This is a genomic window from Pantoea sp. Ep11b, from assembly GCF_040783975.1.
In the GTDB taxonomy this organism is placed as follows: Bacteria; Pseudomonadota; Gammaproteobacteria; order Enterobacterales; family Enterobacteriaceae; genus Pantoea.
In genome coordinates this window covers 1,107,497-1,126,596 of sequence record NZ_CP160631.1, presented here as the reverse complement: position 1 = coordinate 1,126,596, position 19,100 = coordinate 1,107,497, and the positions used below count along the sequence as shown (strand labels likewise).

Here is a 19,100-nt window from a genome sequence, read left to right as displayed (position 1 = left end):
GTAACCGGTCGCTCAACGCCATGACAGATATCAACACCCTGATCAGTAACAACCGTGAATGGTCAAAATTACTGATTGAAGAAGATCCCGGCTTTTTTGAGCGGCTCGCCCAGGCACAAAAACCGCGCTTCCTGTGGATTGGCTGCTCAGACAGCCGCGTTCCCGCCGAACGTCTGACCGGACTGGAGCCGGGCGAACTTTTTGTTCACCGCAACGTGGCCAACCTGGTGATCCACACCGATCTGAACTGTCTCTCGGTGGTGCAATACGCCATCGAAGTGCTGGAAGTGGAACACGTTATTGTGTGCGGCCACTACGGCTGCGGTGGCGTGCAGGCGGCGATGGATAACCCGGAGCTGGGGTTAATCGACAACTGGCTGCTGCACATCCGCGACCTCTGGTACAAGCATAGCGTGTTGCTGGGGGAACTCCCGCCGGATAAGCGCCTGGACAAACTGTGCGAAATCAACGTTATTGAACAAGTCTACAACCTGGGGCACTCAACCGTGCTCCAGTCGGCCTGGAAACGCGGACAGTCTGTCTCCCTGCACGGCTGGGTATACGGTATTCAGGATGGCTGTCTGCGTAACCTTGATGTCACGGCCAACAGCCGGGAGATCCTCGAACAGCGTTACCGTCACGGCATGGCTAACCTGCAGATGAACAGCGACGCCTGAGTCGATCGCGGCATAAAAGCGCGACATAGCCTACACCAGGCAACGGCTGCAGGCCTTGGAAGAATGTGCGGTTAAGGCCCTGTCAGGATTCCAGCGGGACCACTTTGCCGATGTAAGGCAGGTGGCGATAGTGCTGTGCATAGTCGATACCGAAGCCGACCACGAACTCGTCGGGAATGGCAAAGCCGACATACTCGACATTGACCTCAACTTCACGGCGCTCTGGCTTATCCAGCAGGGTACAGATCGCCAGTGACTTTGGCTGACGCAGCTTCAGGATCTCACGCACTTTGCTCAGGGTGTTGCCGGAGTCGATGATATCTTCGACGATAAGCACATCTTTGCCACGAATGTCTTCATCCAGATCTTTCAGGATTTTCACATCGCGTGAGCTGGACATGCCGCTGCCGTAACTGGAAGCAGTCATAAAATCGACCTCATGCGGCACGTCGATGGCGCGGCAGAGATCCGCCATGAACATAAAGGAGCCGCGCAGCAGCCCCACCAGCACCATGTCGCTGCCGCTGTCGCGGTAGTGGTCGTTAATCTCTTTGCCCAGTTCAGCGATGCGCGTGGCGATTGCCTGTTCAGGGATCATCACTTCAACAGTGTGTTTCATTGCGTTCAGCCCGGTTACGTCAGAAAGCCCCGAAGTCTACCACAGACGCCGCCGCGTCGGCGCGGCGACGCCCGAAGCAAACGATTACGTTAAAAAAATTCTCGCCCGTTTTGCGCGTCTGGCAGGAATGCGCATGACCTTAGAACATTCCGGCATTTAGCGGCATGTTTCGCTGCGTGGTAGCCTTCTTCCGACTGATTGTTACCCTACTCGTCCCGCTGGCCGGAGATCACAATGACTTCATCTTCAGACAAAAAAACGCATATCGGCGACAGACCGCTGCACCCGGAAACTCAGATGCTGAATTATGGCTATGATCCGCGTCTTTCCGAGGGCGCAGTGAAGCCGCCGGTCTTTCTGACCTCGACTTTTGTTTTCAACAGCGCCGAAGAGGGGCGGGATTTTTTTGATTACGTCTCCGGGCGTCGTGAACCGCCGGAGGGTAAATCGGGTGGCCTGGTCTACTCCCGCTTTAACCACCCCAACAGCGAGATCGTTGAAGATCGTCTGGCGGTCTATGAGCAGGCTGAGAGCTGTTCGCTCTTCTCATCCGGTATGGCCGCGATCTCCACCACCCTGCTGGCGTTTGCCCGGCCGGGTGAGGTGATCCTGCACTCCCAGCCGCTCTATGGCGGCACCGAAACCCTGATTAGCAAAACGCTGCACAACCTGGATATTAAAGCGGTCGGCTTCAGCGACGGTAACGATGAGGGGAAGGTGCGTGAGGCGGCGCAGCAGGCCATAAGCCGGGGCCGGGTGGCGGTGATCCTGATTGAAACCCCGGCGAACCCGACTAACAGCCTGGTCAATATCCGCCTGATCGCGCGGATTGCCGATGAAATTGAGCAGCGGCAGGGTTCGCGTCCCGTTATCGCCTGCGATAACACCCTGCTCGGTCCGCTGTTCCAGCAGCCGCTGACGCTGGGCGCGGATCTGTCGCTCTACTCGCTGACAAAGTATGTGGGCGGCCACTCTGACCTGATTGCCGGTGCGGCGATGGGCAGCAAAACGCTGATGGCAAAAGTGCGTGCACTGCGCAGCGCCATCGGCACCCAGCTCGATCCCCACTCCAGCTGGATGCTCAGCCGCTCACTGGAAACCCTGTCGCTGCGGATGGAGAAAGCCTTTCACAATGCGGAGGCGGTCGCGGCGTTTCTGCGCGATCACCCGAAGGTGGCGAAGCTGCACTGGCTGCCCTATCTGGATGCGGAAAGCGCCGAAGGAAAAACCTGGCGTGAGCAGTGCAGCGGCGCCGGTTCAACCTTCTCGTTTGATATCAACGGCGGTCAGCCCGCTGCGTTCCGTTTTCTCAATGCCCTGACGCTGTTTAAACAGGCGGTCAGCCTGGGCGGTACGGAGTCCCTGGCCAGCCACCCTGGCAGCACCACTCACTCCGGTGTGCCGCAGGCGGCGCGCCAGCGCATTGGCATCACGGATGCCACAGTGCGGCTGTCGATTGGCATCGAGAACGCCAGCGACCTGATCGAGGATGTGAAGCTGGCGCTGGAACAGGCGTAATCAGCTCACGGTAAAGCCCAGCATCATGCCGGTGTCTTCATGCTCCAGCAGATGGCAGTGGGCCATGTAGGCGTGTTCGGCGGCGGCGACATAGTTGAAGCGAACCAGCACTTCGCTGCGCCCGCCGTCCACGTTGACCATATCTTTCCAGCCCTGCCGGTGCGCGGCGGGCGGTTTCCCGTTCTCGGAGAGGATGCGGAACTGCGTGCCGTGAATGTGGAACGGATGCAGCATCGCGTCGCCTTCGCCTGAAATCGTCCACTTCTCACTCTCACCCAGCTTCACGGCGAACGAGGGTTTGGTCATATCGAAGGCTTTGCCGTTGATCTTATTGCCGTTGCGGAAATCGTATCCGGCGGGCTGCGCCATACCCGGCATGTCATGCATGCTGTGATCCCCGTGATCCATCGCCGGCATCGGCTCCTCTGCGGCTTTCGCCTGCTTCTGCGGCATCGCGTGATGCCCGTGCCCGCCCTTGCCCATCGCTTTCTCACCGTAGCGCTGCATCAGCGCCTGCATACCCTGCTGGTCCAGCTGCGGGTCCATCATCAGCTGCAGCCAGCGCGTGGTCAGGCCATCGGTGGACGGCAGCGCGGGCAGCGTCGCCAGCCGATCCGGCAGCGTGGCGCTCGCCATCACCCGCAGCGGCAGGATCTGCACCAGCGGCAGCGGCTGATCAAACGGCGGCAGCGTCATGCCCATCTGCTCTGTGGGCAGCGTCACCAGGTCGAAGGCCTGCCCGTCCGAGGTATCGATCATCACCTCAAAGCGTTCGCCCGGCAGCATCGGCAGCGCGTCAAGCTTTACCGGCTCGGCCAGCAGGCCGCCGTCGCTGGCAATCACATAGAGAGGACGGCGATCGCTGGCGGCGATCTGCAGGGAACGGGCGTTACAGCCGTTGAGCAGGCGCAGCCTGAGCCAGCCGCGCGGCACCGCATGCTGCGGATACTGCACGCCGTTGGTCAGCATCATGTCGCCGAACCAGCCAACTGCGGCGCGCATCACGTCGAGCTGATAGTCGATTCGGTCACCCTCCCGGGTGAGCTGCTTATCCTGAAAGATCAGCGGCACATCGTCCACGCCCCACTGCGAGGGCAGCCGCAGCGTGCCGCTCTCTTTGTCCTCCAGCAGAATCAGGCCCGCCAGCCCCTGAGCCACCTGATGCCCGGTTTTGCCATGCAGATGCGGGTGATACCAGCAGGTTGCCGCAGGCTGATCGGGGGTAAAGGAGACCTGCCGTGAGCCACCCGGTGCAATTATCGCCTGCGGGCCGCCATCCACTGCGCCCGGAATTTCCAGACCGTGCCAGTGCAGCGTCGTCGCTTCACGCAGCCGGTTGTGAATGTTCACCGTTACCGGTTTGCCACTCTGCAGCTTCAGCACCGGCCCCAGCAGGCTGCCGTTGTAGCCCCAGGTCGGCACCGCTTTGCCATTCCATTGGGTCGTGCCCTGCATCGCCGTCAGGCTGTAGCTGCCGCGGGCATCGGGTTCCAGCAGCGAGGGGATCGGTAACAGCGGGCGGCTGGCCGCCATCAGCGAACGGCTCCAGAGCGGTAAAGCTCCGGCTGCACTCAGTGCGGCGGTGAGTTTCAGGAAGTGGCGACGTTGCATGGGAGTCATCCTTGTGGCATCGGAACAGATAGCCTAAACCCTGACCTAATGGGAAGGTCAAGTCTCACCGTGTGAATCTGACGAAAAAAAGGGCGCCAACCCGGTCTGCCGCGGCAAATTAATCGAAAACCTGACAGCAACTGTGCTAACGTCATGAGCAATATCCCTTGAAGAGAATGACTATGAAGCAAAGCATCAAGGTCCTGCTGTTGACGGGACTTCTTGGCTTCTCCTCCACCAGCTTTGCCCTGAGCGAATCCGAAGCGGAAGATCTGGCCGATCTGACGGCGGTTTTCGTCTATCTGAAGAATGACTGCGGCTACCAGGATCTCCCGGACGCGCAGATCCGCAAAGCACTGGTCTTTTTCGCTCAGCAGAACCGCTGGGATTTAAGTAACTACAGCAACTACAACATGAAGGCGCTGGGCGAAGAGAGCTATCGCGATCTCAGCGGCATCGCCATTACCAACGACAAAAAGTGCAAGTCTCTGGCCCGGGACTCACTGAGCCTGCTGGCCTACGTCAGGTAACACGCCCGCCCTCTGCAGCCGGACATTGACCGTGCAACCACGGTCACTGTTAGCTATCATGTGCCGCCCATCTTCATGGCGATGTCATCAGAGGAGAGCACTATGGCCCACAATGAGACGTGGTATGAAACCCTTCATGCCGGTTTTGGCCAGTATTTCACGGTGGATAAAGAGCTGTACCGTGAGAAGACTGCGCATCAGGATTTAATCATTTTCGAAAATGCGGCAATGGGCCGGGTCATGGCGCTGGATGGCGTCGTGCAGACCACCGAACGCGACGAATTTATCTATCATGAGATGATGACCCACGTTCCGCTGCTGGCTCATGGCGCGGCGAAGCATGTGCTGATCATCGGCGGCGGCGACGGCGCCATGCTGCGAGAAGTCTCGCGTCATCCCGGAGTCGAAAAGATCACTATGGTCGAGATCGACGCGGGCGTGGTGACCTTCTGCCGCCAGTATCTGCCGAACCACAGCGCCGGTGCCTATGACGATCCGCGCTTTACGCTGGTGATTGATGACGGGGTCAATTTCGTTAATCAGACGCAGGAGAAGTTCGATGTGATCATCTCTGACTGCACCGACCCGATTGGGCCGGGCGAGAGCCTGTTCACCTCGGAATTTTATGCGGGTTGCAAAGCGGCGCTTAATGAAAATGGCATCTTCGTGGCGCAGAATGGCGTCTGCTTCCTGCAGCAGGATGAAGCCGTGAACAGTCATCGTAAACTGGGTCACTACTTTGCGGATGTCAGCTTCTATCAGGCGGCGATCCCGACCTATTATGGCGGTATCATGACCTTTGCCTGGGCGAGTGATAACCCGGCGCTGCGCCAGCCTGATATCGCCACGCTGCAGGCGCGCTTTGCACACGCTGGCCTGCGCTGCCGCTACTATACGCCAGCGATCCATACCGGCAGCTTTGCTCTGCCGCAATATCTGTTGGATGCGTTATCTGCCGCGTGCTGATAGTGCATCTCTAAGGAGGTGAACGAAATTGCAAAAGCTAAAACTACATGGCTTCAACAACCTGACAAAAAGCCTGAGTTTTTGTATTTACGATATCTGCTATGCGAATACTGAAGCTGAACGCGATGGTTACATCGCCTATATCGATGAACAATATAACGCTAACCGTCTGACGGAAATCCTGACGGAGACCTGCTCCATCATCGGCGCTAACGTTCTGAACATCGCACGCCAGGATTATGAGCCGCAGGGTGCCAGCGTCACGATCCTGGTCAGCGAAGAGCCTATCGATCCCCGGGATATCGACAACTCGGAGCATCCTGGCCCACTGCCCAACTCGGTCGTGGCCCATCTCGATAAAAGTCACATCTGCGTTCACACCTACCCGGAAAGCCATCCGGAAGGCGGACTGTGCACCTTCCGCGCAGACATTGAAGTCTCGACCTGTGGCGTGATCTCACCGCTTAAGGCGCTGAACTACCTGATCCATCAGCTGGAGTCCGATATCGTCACCGTCGATTACCGGGTGCGCGGTTTCACCCGCGACGTGAAGGGGATGAAGCACTTTATCGATCACGAGATCAACTCGATTCAGAACTTCATGTCAGAGGATATGAAAGCGATGTATGACATGGTGGATGTGAACGTTTACCAGGAAAACATCTTTCATACCAAGATGTTGCTGAAAGAGTTCGACCTCAAACACTATCTGTTTAACACCCGCCCGGAAGATCTTACGCCGCAGGAGCATAAGCGCATTACCGACCTGCTGTGGAAAGAGATGCGTGAGATCTATTACGGCAGAAACATCCCCTCCGTGGGGCTGAAGACCCTGTAATAGCAGGCGCGCAGCGTTACCGTCTGTAACCTGCGCGTGCTGTTTATCAGGAGCTCAGTGTCAGCGTAATCCCGCGTTCGCGCAGCGTCTGGCAGACCGTCTCATCTAACCGGGGGTCGGTCACAACATCGGTCAGATCGTCCACCGGTGACACGCAGAACAGCGACCAGGAGCCATATTTGCTGCTGTCCGCCAGCAAGACCCGCCGGGCCGCATTGGCCAGCAGATCGTGTTTCAGCCCCGCTTTCTCCTCGGTGGGCGTGGTAATCCCGCGCTCCAGGCTCCAGGAGTTACAGCTGACAAAGGCGATATCGGGATAGATACTGCGCAGCAACCGGCGGCCATGCTCACCTACACAGGACTGACTGGAATCGTCGATCCGGCCGCCAATAATGGTGACTTCAATCTGCCTGAACTCAGACAGAAACAGCGCAATGTGCAGATCCGCAGTGATCACCCGCAGCGGCAGATGAGTAAGCTGTCGCGCCAGCTCCAGCATGGTCGTCCCCGCATCCAGTACAACGGCATCCCCTGCCCGCACGAAACTGGCGGCGCAGGTCGCGATCGCCTGTTTTTCAGCCAGATTACGCTGCATCTTCTCCAGCGTGGTGGGCTGAGCGGGAATAAAACGATTCAGCGTGACGCCGCCATGACTGCGGCTAATCACGCCCTCTTTATCCAGCTTAATGAGATCGCGCCGAATCGTGGCGGGTGAGGCGGAGATGGCACTGACCAGTTGCTCAACAGTCACCAGATTATGGCTTTTCAGATAATCCATAATCTGGTCAAGACGGCTCTGTCCGTTCATAGTTCCCTAAGCGAGCTGCATCGCGAGTTTAATCGAGATCGCCATGCTGTCAGACTTCGCTTTACCTGTCCAGGCGATATCAAACGCCGTGCCGTGGTCCGCAGAGGTGCGGATAAAGGGCAGGCCTGCGGTGATATTGACGCCATCATAGAAGCCCAGCAGCTTAAGCGGAATGTGCCCCTGATCGTGGTACATCGCCACCACCATGTCATACAGCCCCTCCTGGCACTGCAGGAACACCGTGTCCGGCGGGCAGGGGCCGTAAACGTCCACGCCCTGCGCTTTCATCGCCTGAATCGCGGGCGCGACCGTGGTGATCTCCTCATCGCCAAACAGCCCGTTTTCCCCGGCGTGAGGATTCACCCCCGCGACCGCGATGCGCGGGGCGCTGTAACCGACACGGCGCAGGAAGGTATCCGCCATGCCAATCACCGTTTTGATGCGCGTCTGGTTCAGCGTATCGAGGAATTTGCGCAGCGCGATGTGGGTCGTGACATGAATAACTTTCAGCTTATCGGTGTAGAGCACCATCGCGTAATCTCGGGTGTCGGTCAGGTGCGCCAGCAATTCGGTATGTCCGGGATAGAGATGTCCGGCGGCATGCATCGCCTCTTTGTTCAGCGGTGCGGTGGCAATGGCGTGAACCTCACCCGCCAGCGCCAGTTCGGTGGCCCGCTTCACGCAGCGCCACGCCAGATCTCCCGCCTCTTTCTGTACTACGCCAGGTTTCAGGGCGGCGGGATCAGCCAGCGGTTCATCGATGACGTTGATAATGCCCGGTGCGAAGCGTGCATCCTGCACCCGATCCAGCACCCGTAATTCGGCCTGAGGCGTGATGTTCATCGCCATAATGCGGCGCAGCGTGCTGGCACAGCCAATCACCACGGCAGGAATGCCATTCAGCTCACCTTCAGAGAGTGATTTGATAATGATTTCCGGACTGATGCCCGCCGGATCGCCCATGGTGATCGCAATAATTTTATTCACTCGACTTCTCCTCAATAAAACCAATGGCTGCTACCAGCGTATTTGCATCACCAAAGCCACCCGCTTTGGTCATCACCGGCAGAGTAAATTCACTGTTAAGCAGAACCCCGTGCGGCACACAGCCCGCCACCAGACCCTGAATGTTGAAGCCGCTGGCTCCCAGCGCCTGTGCGACAGCAATTGCCACGTCGCCGCCTGACAGATAGAGCGCATGCGGCAGCGCGGCGCGGCAGAGACTTAAGGTCATCTCACCCAGTAAGCGGCAGATCGCCTCGCCCAGTTGCTGACGCGTCAGGCTGTGCTGCTGGCAGAGCGCATCGATCGCGTGGCGCTGATCGCGATGCTGGCAGGTGCGGATCACCGTATGGCGACCGGCCCGCAGTGCGTCGGCCGCCTGCGCGATCCAGTGCGCCCGTTCCGGCCAGGCGGGCTGCTGAAACAGCTCGGCGATGTCCACCTCCACGATCTCAACGGTCCGCTGCTGCTGCAGGGCGGCGATCTGCTGCTGGGCGCTGTCGCTCATCGACCCCACCACCGCCAGCACCGGCCGGGCCGGGCGAAGCGAAAGTGCAGCGCCCAGCGCATCGCTTAATCCGGCGGCCCCGACCAGCAGCGGCTTCTCGCGCAGTTGCGCCGCCGCCGCGATCAGCCGCGCCAGATCGGCCTCATTTTCGGCATCCACCACCACCACGCCCTGCGCCGCGGCCAGTACGGCATCGAGCCGATCGCTGCGCAGCGTGGCGAGATCGATCTCCGCGCCCTCGATCTGCATCTGATCGAGGACGCGGGCGCTCTGGATCGGGGTTTTGGGATCGCTGGCAAATTCGGTCTGCGTCAGCAGACGCTGATCGACCCACACGCTGCCCTGCCGCGTAGTGCGGCCCAGGCGCGGCACGGCCGGAGCCACCAGCGCCAGGGTTTTGCCGCTGGCGCGCAGCGCCGCCGCCGTTTCTGCCCCGACGTTGCCGCGCAGCGTGGAGTCGATCTTTTTAAACAGCCAGCCCGTCTGAAACTGAGCCGCATGGTGCTGCACCACCTGCGTGACGCGCTCAGCCGCCTGCCCGGCACTGACGGCCCGGCTGTCGGTGCTGATCACCAGCACATCCGCCGCATCCGGCACCGACGTCCCCAGGCCAAACAGCACCTGCACGCGGGCACCCGCCTGGGCCAGTCCGCTGCCTGCATCGTTAGCACCGGTAAAGTCATCGGCAATAACCAGCACCGCTGTTTTCCACATTGATGCGTCCATCCTCACTCCTGTCAGGCCACTGTGGCTGCATTTGATTATAATCAATCATGATTGATTATATGTGAGCAAGTTCAAATTAATCGAAATCGATATGCCTTATAAATTTAGCCACACAGAGTGATTTAATTCGCAGTGCGCTGAGCAAAATTAATCATTTGCTCCGCCGCAACCGCAAAGAGGGGATGAAATGAACATTAACAGCACGGTGATCAGCGGTTATCAGGCGCTGAACGACATGCGCTATTTGCTGCAGGGGGTGTCGGCAGCGGTGGTGGTCACGGATCGAAACATTGAGGCGATTCCGGCGGTGCAAACATTAATGGGGCAACTGCGGGATCGGATTCCGCAGTTAAGCGTGGTCAACAGCGTCCCGCCCGAGCCGAGCCAGCACGATGTCGCCGCGATCATGGCCGCGCTTCCTCATCGGCAGGCCGATATGGTAATCGGCATCGGCGGAGGCAGCGTGCTGGATGTGGCGAAGCTGCTCTCTGTGCTCTGCCTCGAGGCCGCGCCGTCGCTCGACGCCCTGCTGGCAGGTGAAAAACCGCAGCGCCGCACCCGCTCAATACTGATCCCGACCACTGCCGGAACCGGTTCTGAAGCCACGCCCAATGCGATTCTGGCTATCCCGGAGAAGGAGACCAAAGTCGGCATTATCTCTCCGGTGATGCTGCCGGATGTGGTGGCGCTGGTACCGGAACTCACCACCAGCATGCCCGCCCACATCGCCTCTTCAACCGGGATTGATGCGCTCTGCCATCTGATTGAGTGCTTCACGGCCAACGTCGCCAATCCGGTCAGCGACAACTACGCACTGACCGGCATGAAGAAGCTGTTCGCCAGTCTCGAAACCACCCTGCGTGAACCAGACAATTTACAGGCGCGTCTGGAGATGCTCTGGGCCTCTTACTACGGCGGCGCCGCCATCGCCCATGCCGGTACGCATCTGGTGCACGCCCTCTCCTATCCGCTCGGCGGCAAATATCATCTGCCACACGGGGTCGCCAACGCCATTCTGCTGGCGCCCTGCATGCGTTTCGTCCGCCCGGCCGCGGTGAGTAAGTTTGCGCAGGCCTATGATCTGCTGCCCGATGCCGACAGCCGTTTAAGCGACGATGAGAAATCCCATGCGCTGGTGGACTACTTCACCGCGCTGGTTGAGCGGCTGCAGCTGCCCGCCAGTCTCGAAGCTCTGGGCATCAGCCCGGATCACCTGCCCTTCCTGGTGGAAGCAGCACTCGACGTTCAGCGTCTGATGAAAAATGTGCCGATGAGGGTCAACGCCGACGATGTGCGTGCCATCTATCTGACCCTGTTTCCTTCCTGCCAGGCGTAATGAGGTGTGTTATGAAAAAGAAAATAGAGGGCATTCTGACGGCCATCGTCACCACCTTTGACCGTGACGGCGCCTTTGACCCGGTGACGCAGCGCGAGCAGGTCAGACGGCAGATCAACGCCGGTAACGGGATCTTCTGCGGCGGCACCAACGGCGAATTCTTTGTCCTGAACGAGCAGGAGAAAATTGCCGTCACCACAACCTGCGTCGATGAGGCCAACGGCCGGGTGCCGGTGGTGGCGCACATCGGGGAGATTTCGACCCGCGAAACCGTCCGGCTCGGCCAGCAGATTGGCCGCCTGGGCGTGGATGCGGTGTCCGCGATCACGCCGTGGTTTGTTCCGCTGAAACAGCAGGAGCTGATTGACCACTATCAGCGCGTGGCGGATGCACTGACGGTGCCGCTGTTCCTCTACAACATCCCGGCGCGCACCGGCAACACCCTGCAGCCCGACACAGTGCGTACGCTGGCGGCGCACCCGAACATCATCGGCATCAAAGATTCCGCCGGCAGCTATGAGAGCCTGCGCGGATTTCTGCAGGCCACCGCCGACTGCGAAGGCTTCGATGTCCTGAACGGCCCGGATTCACTGATCCATCAGGGATTCGTTGAGGGCTGCCCGGCCTCCATTTCCGGGCTGGCGAACGTGGCCCCGGCGGCCATTAACGCGATCTGGGCGCGCTTCAGGGCCGGAGATATCGCCGGTTCGCAGCAGGCGCAGGAGAGCGTCACCGGCCTGCGTACCGCGCTCTACAGCATCGGTTTTTCACCGGCCGCCGTGAAAAAAGCGGTCAGCCTGCAGGGCTTTGAGGTTGGTGAAAGTCGCTATGCGGTGCAGTTCAGCGCCGAAGAGCAGCAGCAGATTCGTCAAATCGTGAACCACTACCTGCAATAACGTCCATCGCCTTTGTACCCTATCGGTCAGATGAGAACGAGCCTGAGGGCCGCCATCTGCCAGAACAATCGAGGTCATGATGAAAGCATTTTCAACTGAAAGCACCTTGCTCATCGTCGGCATGGTGGTCGCCTATATCCTGTTTACCACCTGGCTGACCTGGCGGCTGCGCAGTAAAACCAGCGGCGACTTTATGGAAGGCTCGCGCGCGATGCCGGCCTTTATTGTCGGCATCATGCTGATGTCCGAGTATATCGGGGCAAAATCGACCATCGGGACTGCACAGGCGGCCTTTGAGGATGGCTTCGCCGCCTCCTGGTCGGTCATTGGCGCGGCGATAGGTTTTCCGCTGTTTGGCCTGATTCTGGTCAAACGCATTTATAACACCGGGAAGATCACGATCTCCGGCGCGATCGCCGAGAAATATGGCAGCTCGACCAAAAATATTATCTCGCTGATCATGATCTATGCGCTGCTGCTGGTGAACGTCGGTAACTACATCAGCGGCGCGGCGGCAATCTCCACCGTGTTAAAAATCGATCTGACCCAGGCGGCCTTTATCACGGCGGTGGTCAGTACTTTCTACTTCGCGTTTGGCGGCATGAAGGGCGTCGCCTGGGTGACGCTGCTGCACAGCGCCATCAAGTACGCCGGGATCCTGATTATTCTCTATGTGGCGCTGAAAATGACCGGTGGCGTTGCGCCGATGATTGAGAAAATGCCCGCGTTCTACTGGACATGGGATGGGCATGTCGGGGCCAGCACCATTGTGGCCTGGCTGATTGGCACCGTGGGATCGATCTTCTGTACCCAGTTTGTGATCCAGGCGATCTCCTCCACCAAAGATGTGAAGTCTGCGAAACGCGCCACCTGGGTCGCCTTTGTTTTCTGTCTGCCTATCGGCCTGGCGATGGCGCTGATTGGCGTGGCGGCGAAGTTTGCTCATCCCGATATTAAAAGCCTCTATGCGCTGCCGGTGTTTCTGCAGGATATGTCACCGTGGCTGGCCGGGATTGTCACCACCTCGCTGGTGGCCTCGATCTTCGTCAGCGTCGGCACGGTTGCCCTGGCTATCGCCTCGCTGGTCGTGAAAGATTTCTATGTGCCCTATCGTAAGCCGACCCCGGAGCGCGAATTTAAGGTCACGCGCTGGATCTCGATCGCTATCGGCTTCTTCCCGCTGCTGTTTGTCCTGTTCTTCCCGGAAGTGTTGAAGCTCTCCTTCTTTACCCGCGCGATCCGTCTGTCGATCACCGTGGTCGCCATCATGGCGTTCTATCTGCCATGGTTTAAGAGCACGCGCGGCGCAAATGCGGGTCTGATTGGCGCCTGTCTGGTTACCTCCGTCTGGTTCCTGATGGGCAATCCCTTTGGTATCGACAATATGTATGTGGCGCTGATTACGCCGGCCATCATTATGGTGATTGACCGCTGCATCCCGTCACGTCAGTCTCAGCCTCAACCGCAACACAACGCACAAAAAAGTGGAGCCTAATATGACTCAGGAAACCGTCACCGCAGAACGTACCGGCCAGCTTGCGCCGCACCCGCAGGATAGCGCGCAGCAGGTTGCGATGCTGCCCTCCTCCTGCCCGCAGAACCATGCCGCCAACCTGCTGCCGCTGCCCGATGGCGATCTGCTCTGCGTCTGGTTTGGCGGCACTCAGGAGGGGATCGCCGATATCTCTGTCTGGTGCTCACGACTGAAAAAAGGCAGCGATCGCTGGAGTGACGCAGAGAAACTCTCTGAGGATCCGGGGCGTTCAGAACAGAACCCGGTGCTGTTCCTTGATCCTGACCAGGTGCTGTGGCTGCTCTGGACGGCGCAGAAGTCGGGCAATCAGGACACCGCGATCGTCCGCTATCGCCAGTCTCACGATCTGGGCCAGAGCTGGGGCGAAATCCGCACCCTGCTCGATAAGCCCGGCACCTTTATTCGTCAGCCGATCGTGGTACTGCCTAACGGCAACTGGCTGCTGCCGGTCTTTTACTGCCTGACGCGGCCCGGAGAGAAATGGGTCGGCAGCTATGATGTCAGCGCGGTGAAAATCTCGGAAGATAAGGGCCGCAGCTGGCGCGACGTCAGCGTGCCTGACAGCACCGGCTGCGTGCACATGAACGTCACGCTGCTGGAGGATGGCTCCCTGCTGGCGCTCTACCGCAGCCGCTGGGCCGACCATATCTATCAGAGCCGCTCCTTTGATCAGGGTGAGAGCTGGAGCGCGCCTGAGCCGCTGTCGCTGCCCAACAATAACTCCTCCCTTCAGGTCACCACGCTGCGCAACGGTCATCTGGCGCTGGTGTTCAACGCCATGAGCGCAGAAGGGGCCAGCGAACGGCGGCAGTCGCTGTATGACGAGATCGAAGATGATGAAGAGGCGGGAGAAGGTGACGTGGCGGTCGCCGCCGAGCCGGTGGTGCAGAGCGGTCGTACCGCCTTCTGGGGCGCGCCACGCGCACCGATGACGCTGGCAATCTCCACGGATGGCGGAAAAAGCTGGCCGCTGCAGCGCAATCTGGATGAGGGCGACGGTTACTGCATGACCAATAACTCCCGGCAGAAGCTGAACCGTGAATTCTCCTACCCCAGCATCAAACAGGGGATAAATGGCGAACTGCATATCGCCTACACCTGGTATCGTCAGGCGATTAAGTATGTGCGCGTTGAGGAGTCCTGGGTGCAGGGCGGTGACGCGTGATCGCGCGGATGGCGCTGGTGACCGGGGCCAGCTCCGGCATCGGCCAGGCGATCGCGGAGCGTCTGCTCACAGCAGGCTGGCAGGTAGTGGGCCTGAGCCGCTCAGCCATCAGCCGGGCGGAAAGCGGCTGGCAGAGTCATCAGATCGATATCAGCGACAGCAAGGCATTGCAGGCGTTACTGGAGAGACTGCCGGTGCCGCAGGCGGTGGTCCACGCAGCAGGCATGATGCAGGCCGCGCCGCTGGGAGAGCTGGACGGCGAGGCCAGCGCACGCCTGTGGCAGCTGCATGTTGCCGCTGCTGAACAGCTGGCGAATCACTTTGCGCCGCGGATGCAGGCGGGCGGCAGGATCGTGCTGCTGGGGAGCCGTACCTCAGGCGGCGCGGCGGGCCGCAGTCAGTATGTGGCGACCAAGTCGGCGATGATCGGCATGGTCCGCAGCTGGGCCGCAGAGCTGGCCCCGCGTGGCATCACGGCAAACATCGTGGCGCCCGGTGCCACCGAAACGCCGATGCTGCAGCAGCCAGGCCGGGCCAGTTCACCGCCCCGCCTGCCGCCGATTGGCCGTTACATTCAGCCGGAGGAGGTCGCGGGACTGGTCGATTTCCTGCTCTCTCCGGCGGCGGCGGCGATCACCGGTCAGCAGCTGGTGATGTGCGGCGGCGCGTCGCTGAGTTAGCGCACAGGCCGGGTGACGCTGGTCGCCCGGCTGTGATTACCGGACAGGTTTACCATACTGATTAACGAACTGGCGATAGGCGGCGATCACCAGCAGGAAGTCTTCGATACCGCAGAACGAGAGGCTCTCTTCGTCGTAGTAGTTCATCCCCTCCTCCATGCCATCATCTTCCAGCGCCAGCAGATTGGCGCGAATCATCACCTCCTCCTCATCCAGCAGAATGGTGTATTCGCTGCCGATGCGCTGCCACTGACGCACGCTGCCTTTAACATCTTCGATGGCCGCTTCCACTTCATCCAGCAGACCCGGATCGTTTTTGACCTCTTCGTTGAACCAGTGGCCGACCGCTTCATGATCCATCGACATGCGGACCTTAATCTGTCCGGTCACATCGCGTAAAAATTCATATTCCATCGCCCGTTCCTCTCAACGTCGTCGCGTCACCTGATAAGTGTCCGTGCTGCCTGTGCAGCAAAGTGTGACACGTCGCGCATTATTACAGGCTGTCTGGCGAAATCCAGCTTTTGATTGTCCTGCTGCCCGATCGTCAGACGTAAAAAAGGGGCGAATCATCGCCCCTTCTCTCACGCTGTCGGGTGAAGAATCAGACCGCAGTCTGGAAAATCACGCCGTCAGCTTTCTCGGTGTACTGCGCCAGCTGGTCGAAGTTGAGATAGCGATAAGTGTCGCTGGCCGTTTTATCGACCTGCGCCATAAATTGCTGATACTCGTCCGGCGTAGGCAGTTTGCCCAGCAGAGACGCGACCGCGGCCAGCTCTGCTGACGCCAGATAGACGTTCGCGCCTGTTCCCAGACGGTTCGGGAAGTTACGGGTCGAGGTAGAGACGACCGTCGAACCATCTGCCACACGCGCCTGGTTACCCATGCAGAGTGAACAGCCCGGGATCTCAATACGCGCACCGCTTTTGCCGAAGACACTGTAGTAGCCCTCTTCGGTCAGCTGAGCCGCATCCATCTTGGTTGGCGGTGCCACCCACAGACGGGTTGGCAGCTGGCCTTTGTGGCTGTCCAGCAGCTTACCGGCGGCACGGAAGTGACCAATGTTGGTCATGCAGGAGCCGATAAACACTTCGTCGATCTTCTCACCCTGAACGTCAGAGAGCAGACGGGCATCGTCCGGATCGTTTGGCGCACAGAGGATCGGCTCTTTGATGTCGGCCAGATCGATTTCGATCACGGCCGCATATTCCGCGTCCGCATCGGCTTCCAGCAGCTGAGGATCGGCCAGCCATTTCTCCATGCTCTCAACACGACGCTCCAGCGTACGGCGGTCGCCGTAACCTTCTGCGATCATCCACTTCAGCAGCACGATGTTGGAGTTGAGGTATTCGATAATCGGCGCTTTATCCAGCTTGATGGTGCAGCCCGCAGCGGAGCGTTCCGCTGACGCATCGGACAGCTCAAACGCCTGCTCGACTTTGAGATCCGGCAGACCTTCGATTTCCAGGATGCGGCCAGAGAAGATGTTTTTCTTCCCTTTCTTCTCAACGGTCAGCAGACCCTGTTTGATGGCATACAGCGGAATGGCGTGAACCAGATCGCGCAGGGTGATGCCTGGCTGCATCTTACCTTTGAAGCGCACCAGCACCGATTCCGGCATGTCGAGCGGCATTACGCCCGTCGCGGCAGCAAACGCCACCAGGCCTGAACCCGCCGGGAAAGAGATACCGATAGGGAAACGGGTATGGGAGTCACCGCCGGTGCCCACGGTATCCGGCAGCAGCATACGGTTCAGCCAGCTGTGGATAATGCCGTCGCCCGGACGCAGTGAGACACCGCCACGGTTCATGATGAAGTCTGGCAGGGTGTGATGCGTGTTCACATCGACCGGCTTCGGATAGGCCGCGGTGTGACAGAAGGACTGCATAACCAGGTCGGTCGAGAAGCCCAGGCAAGCCAGATCTTTCAGCTCGTCACGGGTCATCGGGCCGGTGGTATCCTGCGAGCCGACCGAGGTCATCTTCGGTTCGCAATAGGCACCCGGACGCACGCCGGTTACGCCACAGGCGCGGCCAACCATTTTCTGCGCCAGCGAGAAGCCACGGCTGCTCTCTGCCACATCTTTCGCCTGACGGAATACGGTGCTGTGCGGCAGACCCAGCGACTCGCGCGCTTTGCTGGTCAGGCCACGGCCGATGATCAGCGGAATACGGCCACCGGCACGCACTTCGTCGATCAGCACTTCGGTTTTGAGTTCGAAGTTTGCCAGCAGCTCATTGGTTTCGTGGTTGCGGACTTCACCTTTGAACGGATAGATGTCGATGACATCACCCATGTTCAGGTTGTTCACTTCCACTTCAATCGGCAGAGCGCCCGCATCTTCCATCGTGTTGAAGAAGATCGGTGCAATTTTGCTGCCCAGCACCACGCCGCCGCCTTTTTTATTTGGCACGTTCGGGATGTCGTCGCCCATAAACCACAGCACCGAGTTGGTGGCGGATTTACGTGAAGAACCGGTTCCGACCACGTCACCGACGTAAGCCAGCGGGAAGCCTTTGGTCTTCAGTGCTTCGATCTGTTTAATCGGGCCGATGTTGCCAGCTTCATCCGGTTCGATGCCATCGCGGGCATTCTTCAGCATCGCCAGGGCGTGCAGAGGGATATCGGGACGTGACCAGGCATCCGGTGCCGGAGAGAGGTCATCGGTGTTGGTTTCGCCGGTGACCTTGAACACCGTAACGGTGATCTTTTCCGCCAGCTCAGGGCGTGACAGATACCATTCGGCGTCTGCCCATGACTGCATCACCTGCTTCGCGTATTCATTACCCGCTTTCGCTTTCTCTTCGACATCATAGAAGTTGTCGAACATCAGCAGCGTGTGGGAAAGGGCTTTCGCCGCGCCTGGAGCCAGTCGGCTGTCATCCAGCGCCTCGATCAGCGGATGAATGTTGTAACCGCCCTGCATGGTGCCGAGCAGTTCAACCGCTTTTTCAGGAGTAATCAGAGGAGAGGTTGCTTCGCCTTTGGCGACAGCCGCCAGGAAACCGGCTTTGACATACGCCGCTTCATCGACGCCAGGTGGGACGCGGTTGACCAACAGATCGGTCAAAAATTCTTCTTCACCCGCAGGTGGATTTTTCAGCAGTTCAACCAGCGCGGCCATCTGGGAAGCCTCTAAAGGCTTAGGTACAATTCCCTGGGCAGCACGCTCGGCAACGTGCTTACGGTATTCTTCTAGCACGACGTTATCCTCGCTCTCATTATGTAGGGCTTTCCGACCACCTTGCTCACTTATGGAGAACACACTTCCCTTTCTCGTCCAGGTTGAGGTGCCCGGTTTCGCGGAGGGCAGAATAGCAGGATTCCGGATGTTTGTTAATCTGTTTACAAAAATACAACATAATCTCCTGTGCTCATTCTGCCCTACTCTCTCGATGCATCCGCCCGATCAGCCTGCCGGAACCAACCCGACACCTACCGATGCACCGACCGGAAATTCCCGGGCAGGCCTGTCCGCGATGACGCAATTTTAGTGAACGGATTCAGAGGAATAGATAACCTGCCGGAATGGAAGCTCGCCCGCGCGGCGCTTATCGCAGCGGTGAGCGCAGAAAGATTCGAACCGCGGATATATCAGGAGAACGACGGCGTCAGTTTGGTTTCATGCCATGCTTCCCGGCCTGCGGCAGCAGACTTTCAGAATCCGGGCAGTGCGCCGACCGTTT

17 protein-coding genes are annotated in these 19,100 nt (G+C 59.2%); 10 read left to right on the top strand and 7 right to left on the bottom strand.

Annotation, left to right across the window (positions count from 1 at the left end; translation table 11 throughout):
* The first annotated feature begins 20 nt into the window (after positions 1-20).
* Positions 21-677 (top strand): carbonate dehydratase, encoded by a 657-nt coding sequence (gene can / locus AB1748_RS05160; RefSeq protein ID WP_111140860.1) that lies wholly within the window; start codon positions 21-23, stop codon positions 675-677.
* A gap of 82 nt (positions 678-759) precedes the next feature.
* On the opposite strand, the gene hpt is transcribed toward can, so the two are convergent.
* A complete protein-coding gene (gene hpt / locus AB1748_RS05155; RefSeq protein ID WP_367396088.1) occupies positions 760-1,296 on the bottom strand; it encodes a hypoxanthine phosphoribosyltransferase in 537 nt (178 codons plus the stop codon).
* Positions 1,297-1,530: 234 nt separating this feature from the next.
* On the opposite strand from hpt, the gene AB1748_RS05150 reads away from it, so the two are divergent.
* Positions 1,531-2,814: a cystathionine gamma-synthase family protein gene (locus tag AB1748_RS05150; protein WP_111140858.1), complete on the top strand. Its 1,284-nt coding sequence runs from the start codon at positions 1,531-1,533 to the stop codon at positions 2,812-2,814.
* Here AB1748_RS05150 and cueO read toward each other — a convergent pair whose 3' ends face one another.
* Complete coding sequence (gene cueO, locus AB1748_RS05145) at positions 2,815-4,425, bottom strand: multicopper oxidase CueO (protein WP_111140857.1); 1,611 nt, start codon at positions 4,423-4,425, stop codon at positions 2,815-2,817.
* A 182-nt stretch (positions 4,426-4,607) separates the two neighbouring features.
* Between cueO and AB1748_RS05140 the strand changes: the two genes are divergently transcribed.
* The 3 genes from AB1748_RS05140 to speD all read left to right on the top strand — a co-directional run bounded on the left by AB1748_RS05140 (position 4,608) and on the right by speD (position 6,759).
* Positions 4,608-4,955, top strand: coding sequence for a YacC family pilotin-like protein (locus AB1748_RS05140; protein ID WP_111140856.1), 348 nt, complete (start codon positions 4,608-4,610; stop codon positions 4,953-4,955).
* A gap of 102 nt (positions 4,956-5,057) precedes the next feature.
* On the top strand, positions 5,058-5,921 hold the full coding sequence (speE, locus tag AB1748_RS05135) for a polyamine aminopropyltransferase (RefSeq protein WP_367396087.1): 864 nt from the start codon (positions 5,058-5,060) through the stop codon (positions 5,919-5,921).
* 28 nt (positions 5,922-5,949) lie between these two features.
* Positions 5,950-6,759: an adenosylmethionine decarboxylase gene (gene speD, locus AB1748_RS05130; protein ID WP_111140854.1), complete on the top strand. Its 810-nt coding sequence runs from the start codon at positions 5,950-5,952 to the stop codon at positions 6,757-6,759.
* A 46-nt stretch (positions 6,760-6,805) separates the two neighbouring features.
* Here speD and AB1748_RS05125 read toward each other — a convergent pair whose 3' ends face one another.
* Genes AB1748_RS05125 through AB1748_RS05115 form a run of 3 tightly spaced genes read right to left on the bottom strand, consistent with a single transcriptional unit; the run spans position 6,806 to position 9,803 of the window.
* Positions 6,806-7,567, bottom strand: a complete 762-nt coding sequence (locus tag AB1748_RS05125) for a DeoR/GlpR family DNA-binding transcription regulator (RefSeq protein ID WP_367396086.1) — start codon at positions 7,565-7,567, stop codon at positions 6,806-6,808.
* A gap of 6 nt (positions 7,568-7,573) precedes the next feature.
* Complete coding sequence (locus AB1748_RS05120) at positions 7,574-8,554, bottom strand: D-threonate 4-phosphate dehydrogenase (RefSeq protein ID WP_111140852.1); 981 nt, start codon at positions 8,552-8,554, stop codon at positions 7,574-7,576.
* Complete coding sequence (locus AB1748_RS05115; protein WP_111140851.1) at positions 8,547-9,803, bottom strand: four-carbon acid sugar kinase family protein; 1,257 nt, start codon at positions 9,801-9,803, stop codon at positions 8,547-8,549. The genes AB1748_RS05120 and AB1748_RS05115 overlap by 8 nt, the downstream gene beginning before the upstream one ends.
* Before the next feature lie 187 nt (positions 9,804-9,990).
* On the opposite strand from AB1748_RS05115, the gene AB1748_RS05110 reads away from it, so the two are divergent.
* The 5 genes from AB1748_RS05110 to AB1748_RS05090 all read left to right on the top strand — a co-directional run bounded on the left by AB1748_RS05110 (position 9,991) and on the right by AB1748_RS05090 (position 15,414).
* A complete protein-coding gene (locus AB1748_RS05110; RefSeq protein WP_111140850.1) occupies positions 9,991-11,139 on the top strand; it encodes an iron-containing alcohol dehydrogenase in 1,149 nt (382 codons plus the stop codon).
* Between the two features lie 11 nt (positions 11,140-11,150).
* Complete coding sequence (locus AB1748_RS05105; protein WP_367396085.1) at positions 11,151-12,035, top strand: dihydrodipicolinate synthase family protein; 885 nt, start codon at positions 11,151-11,153, stop codon at positions 12,033-12,035.
* 79 nt (positions 12,036-12,114) lie between these two features.
* On the top strand, positions 12,115-13,530 hold the full coding sequence (locus AB1748_RS05100) for a sodium:solute symporter family protein (RefSeq protein WP_111140861.1): 1,416 nt from the start codon (positions 12,115-12,117) through the stop codon (positions 13,528-13,530).
* A 1-nt stretch (position 13,531) separates the two neighbouring features.
* Positions 13,532-14,734, top strand: a complete 1,203-nt coding sequence (locus AB1748_RS05095; RefSeq protein ID WP_293774810.1) for an exo-alpha-sialidase — start codon at positions 13,532-13,534, stop codon at positions 14,732-14,734.
* Positions 14,731-15,414 (top strand): SDR family NAD(P)-dependent oxidoreductase, encoded by a 684-nt coding sequence (locus AB1748_RS05090; RefSeq protein WP_111140847.1) that lies wholly within the window; start codon positions 14,731-14,733, stop codon positions 15,412-15,414. The genes AB1748_RS05095 and AB1748_RS05090 overlap by 4 nt, the downstream gene beginning before the upstream one ends.
* Before the next feature lie 36 nt (positions 15,415-15,450).
* On the opposite strand, the gene yacL is transcribed toward AB1748_RS05090, so the two are convergent.
* Positions 15,451-15,828: a protein YacL gene (yacL, locus tag AB1748_RS05085; protein ID WP_061061620.1), complete on the bottom strand. Its 378-nt coding sequence runs from the start codon at positions 15,826-15,828 to the stop codon at positions 15,451-15,453.
* A 190-nt stretch (positions 15,829-16,018) separates the two neighbouring features.
* Complete coding sequence (gene acnB / locus AB1748_RS05080) at positions 16,019-18,616, bottom strand: bifunctional aconitate hydratase 2/2-methylisocitrate dehydratase (protein WP_367396084.1); 2,598 nt, start codon at positions 18,614-18,616, stop codon at positions 16,019-16,021.
* Between the last annotated feature and the right edge of the window lie 484 nt (positions 18,617-19,100).

Bases quoted from the DNA above. Each gene is read 5' to 3' on its own strand.
- can (WP_111140860.1), top strand. From the start codon at position 21: ATGACAGATATCAACACCCTGATCAGTAACAACCGTGAATGGTCAAAA.
- hpt (WP_367396088.1), bottom strand. From the start codon at position 1,296: ATGAAACACACTGTTGAAGTGATGATCCCTGAACAGGCAATCGCCACG.
- AB1748_RS05150 (WP_111140858.1), top strand. From the start codon at position 1,531: ATGACTTCATCTTCAGACAAAAAAACGCATATCGGCGACAGACCGCTG.
- cueO (WP_111140857.1), bottom strand. From the start codon at position 4,425: ATGCAACGTCGCCACTTCCTGAAACTCACCGCCGCACTGAGTGCAGCC.
- AB1748_RS05140 (WP_111140856.1), top strand. From the start codon at position 4,608: ATGAAGCAAAGCATCAAGGTCCTGCTGTTGACGGGACTTCTTGGCTTC.
- speE (WP_367396087.1), top strand. From the start codon at position 5,058: ATGGCCCACAATGAGACGTGGTATGAAACCCTTCATGCCGGTTTTGGC.
- AB1748_RS05125 (WP_367396086.1), bottom strand. From the start codon at position 7,567: ATGAACGGACAGAGCCGTCTTGACCAGATTATGGATTATCTGAAAAGC.
- AB1748_RS05115 (WP_111140851.1), bottom strand. From the start codon at position 9,803: ATGGACGCATCAATGTGGAAAACAGCGGTGCTGGTTATTGCCGATGAC.
- AB1748_RS05110 (WP_111140850.1), top strand. From the start codon at position 9,991: ATGAACATTAACAGCACGGTGATCAGCGGTTATCAGGCGCTGAACGAC.
- AB1748_RS05105 (WP_367396085.1), top strand. From the start codon at position 11,151: ATGAAAAAGAAAATAGAGGGCATTCTGACGGCCATCGTCACCACCTTT.
- AB1748_RS05100 (WP_111140861.1), top strand. From the start codon at position 12,115: ATGAAAGCATTTTCAACTGAAAGCACCTTGCTCATCGTCGGCATGGTG.
- AB1748_RS05095 (WP_293774810.1), top strand. From the start codon at position 13,532: ATGACTCAGGAAACCGTCACCGCAGAACGTACCGGCCAGCTTGCGCCG.
- yacL (WP_061061620.1), bottom strand. From the start codon at position 15,828: ATGGAATATGAATTTTTACGCGATGTGACCGGACAGATTAAGGTCCGC.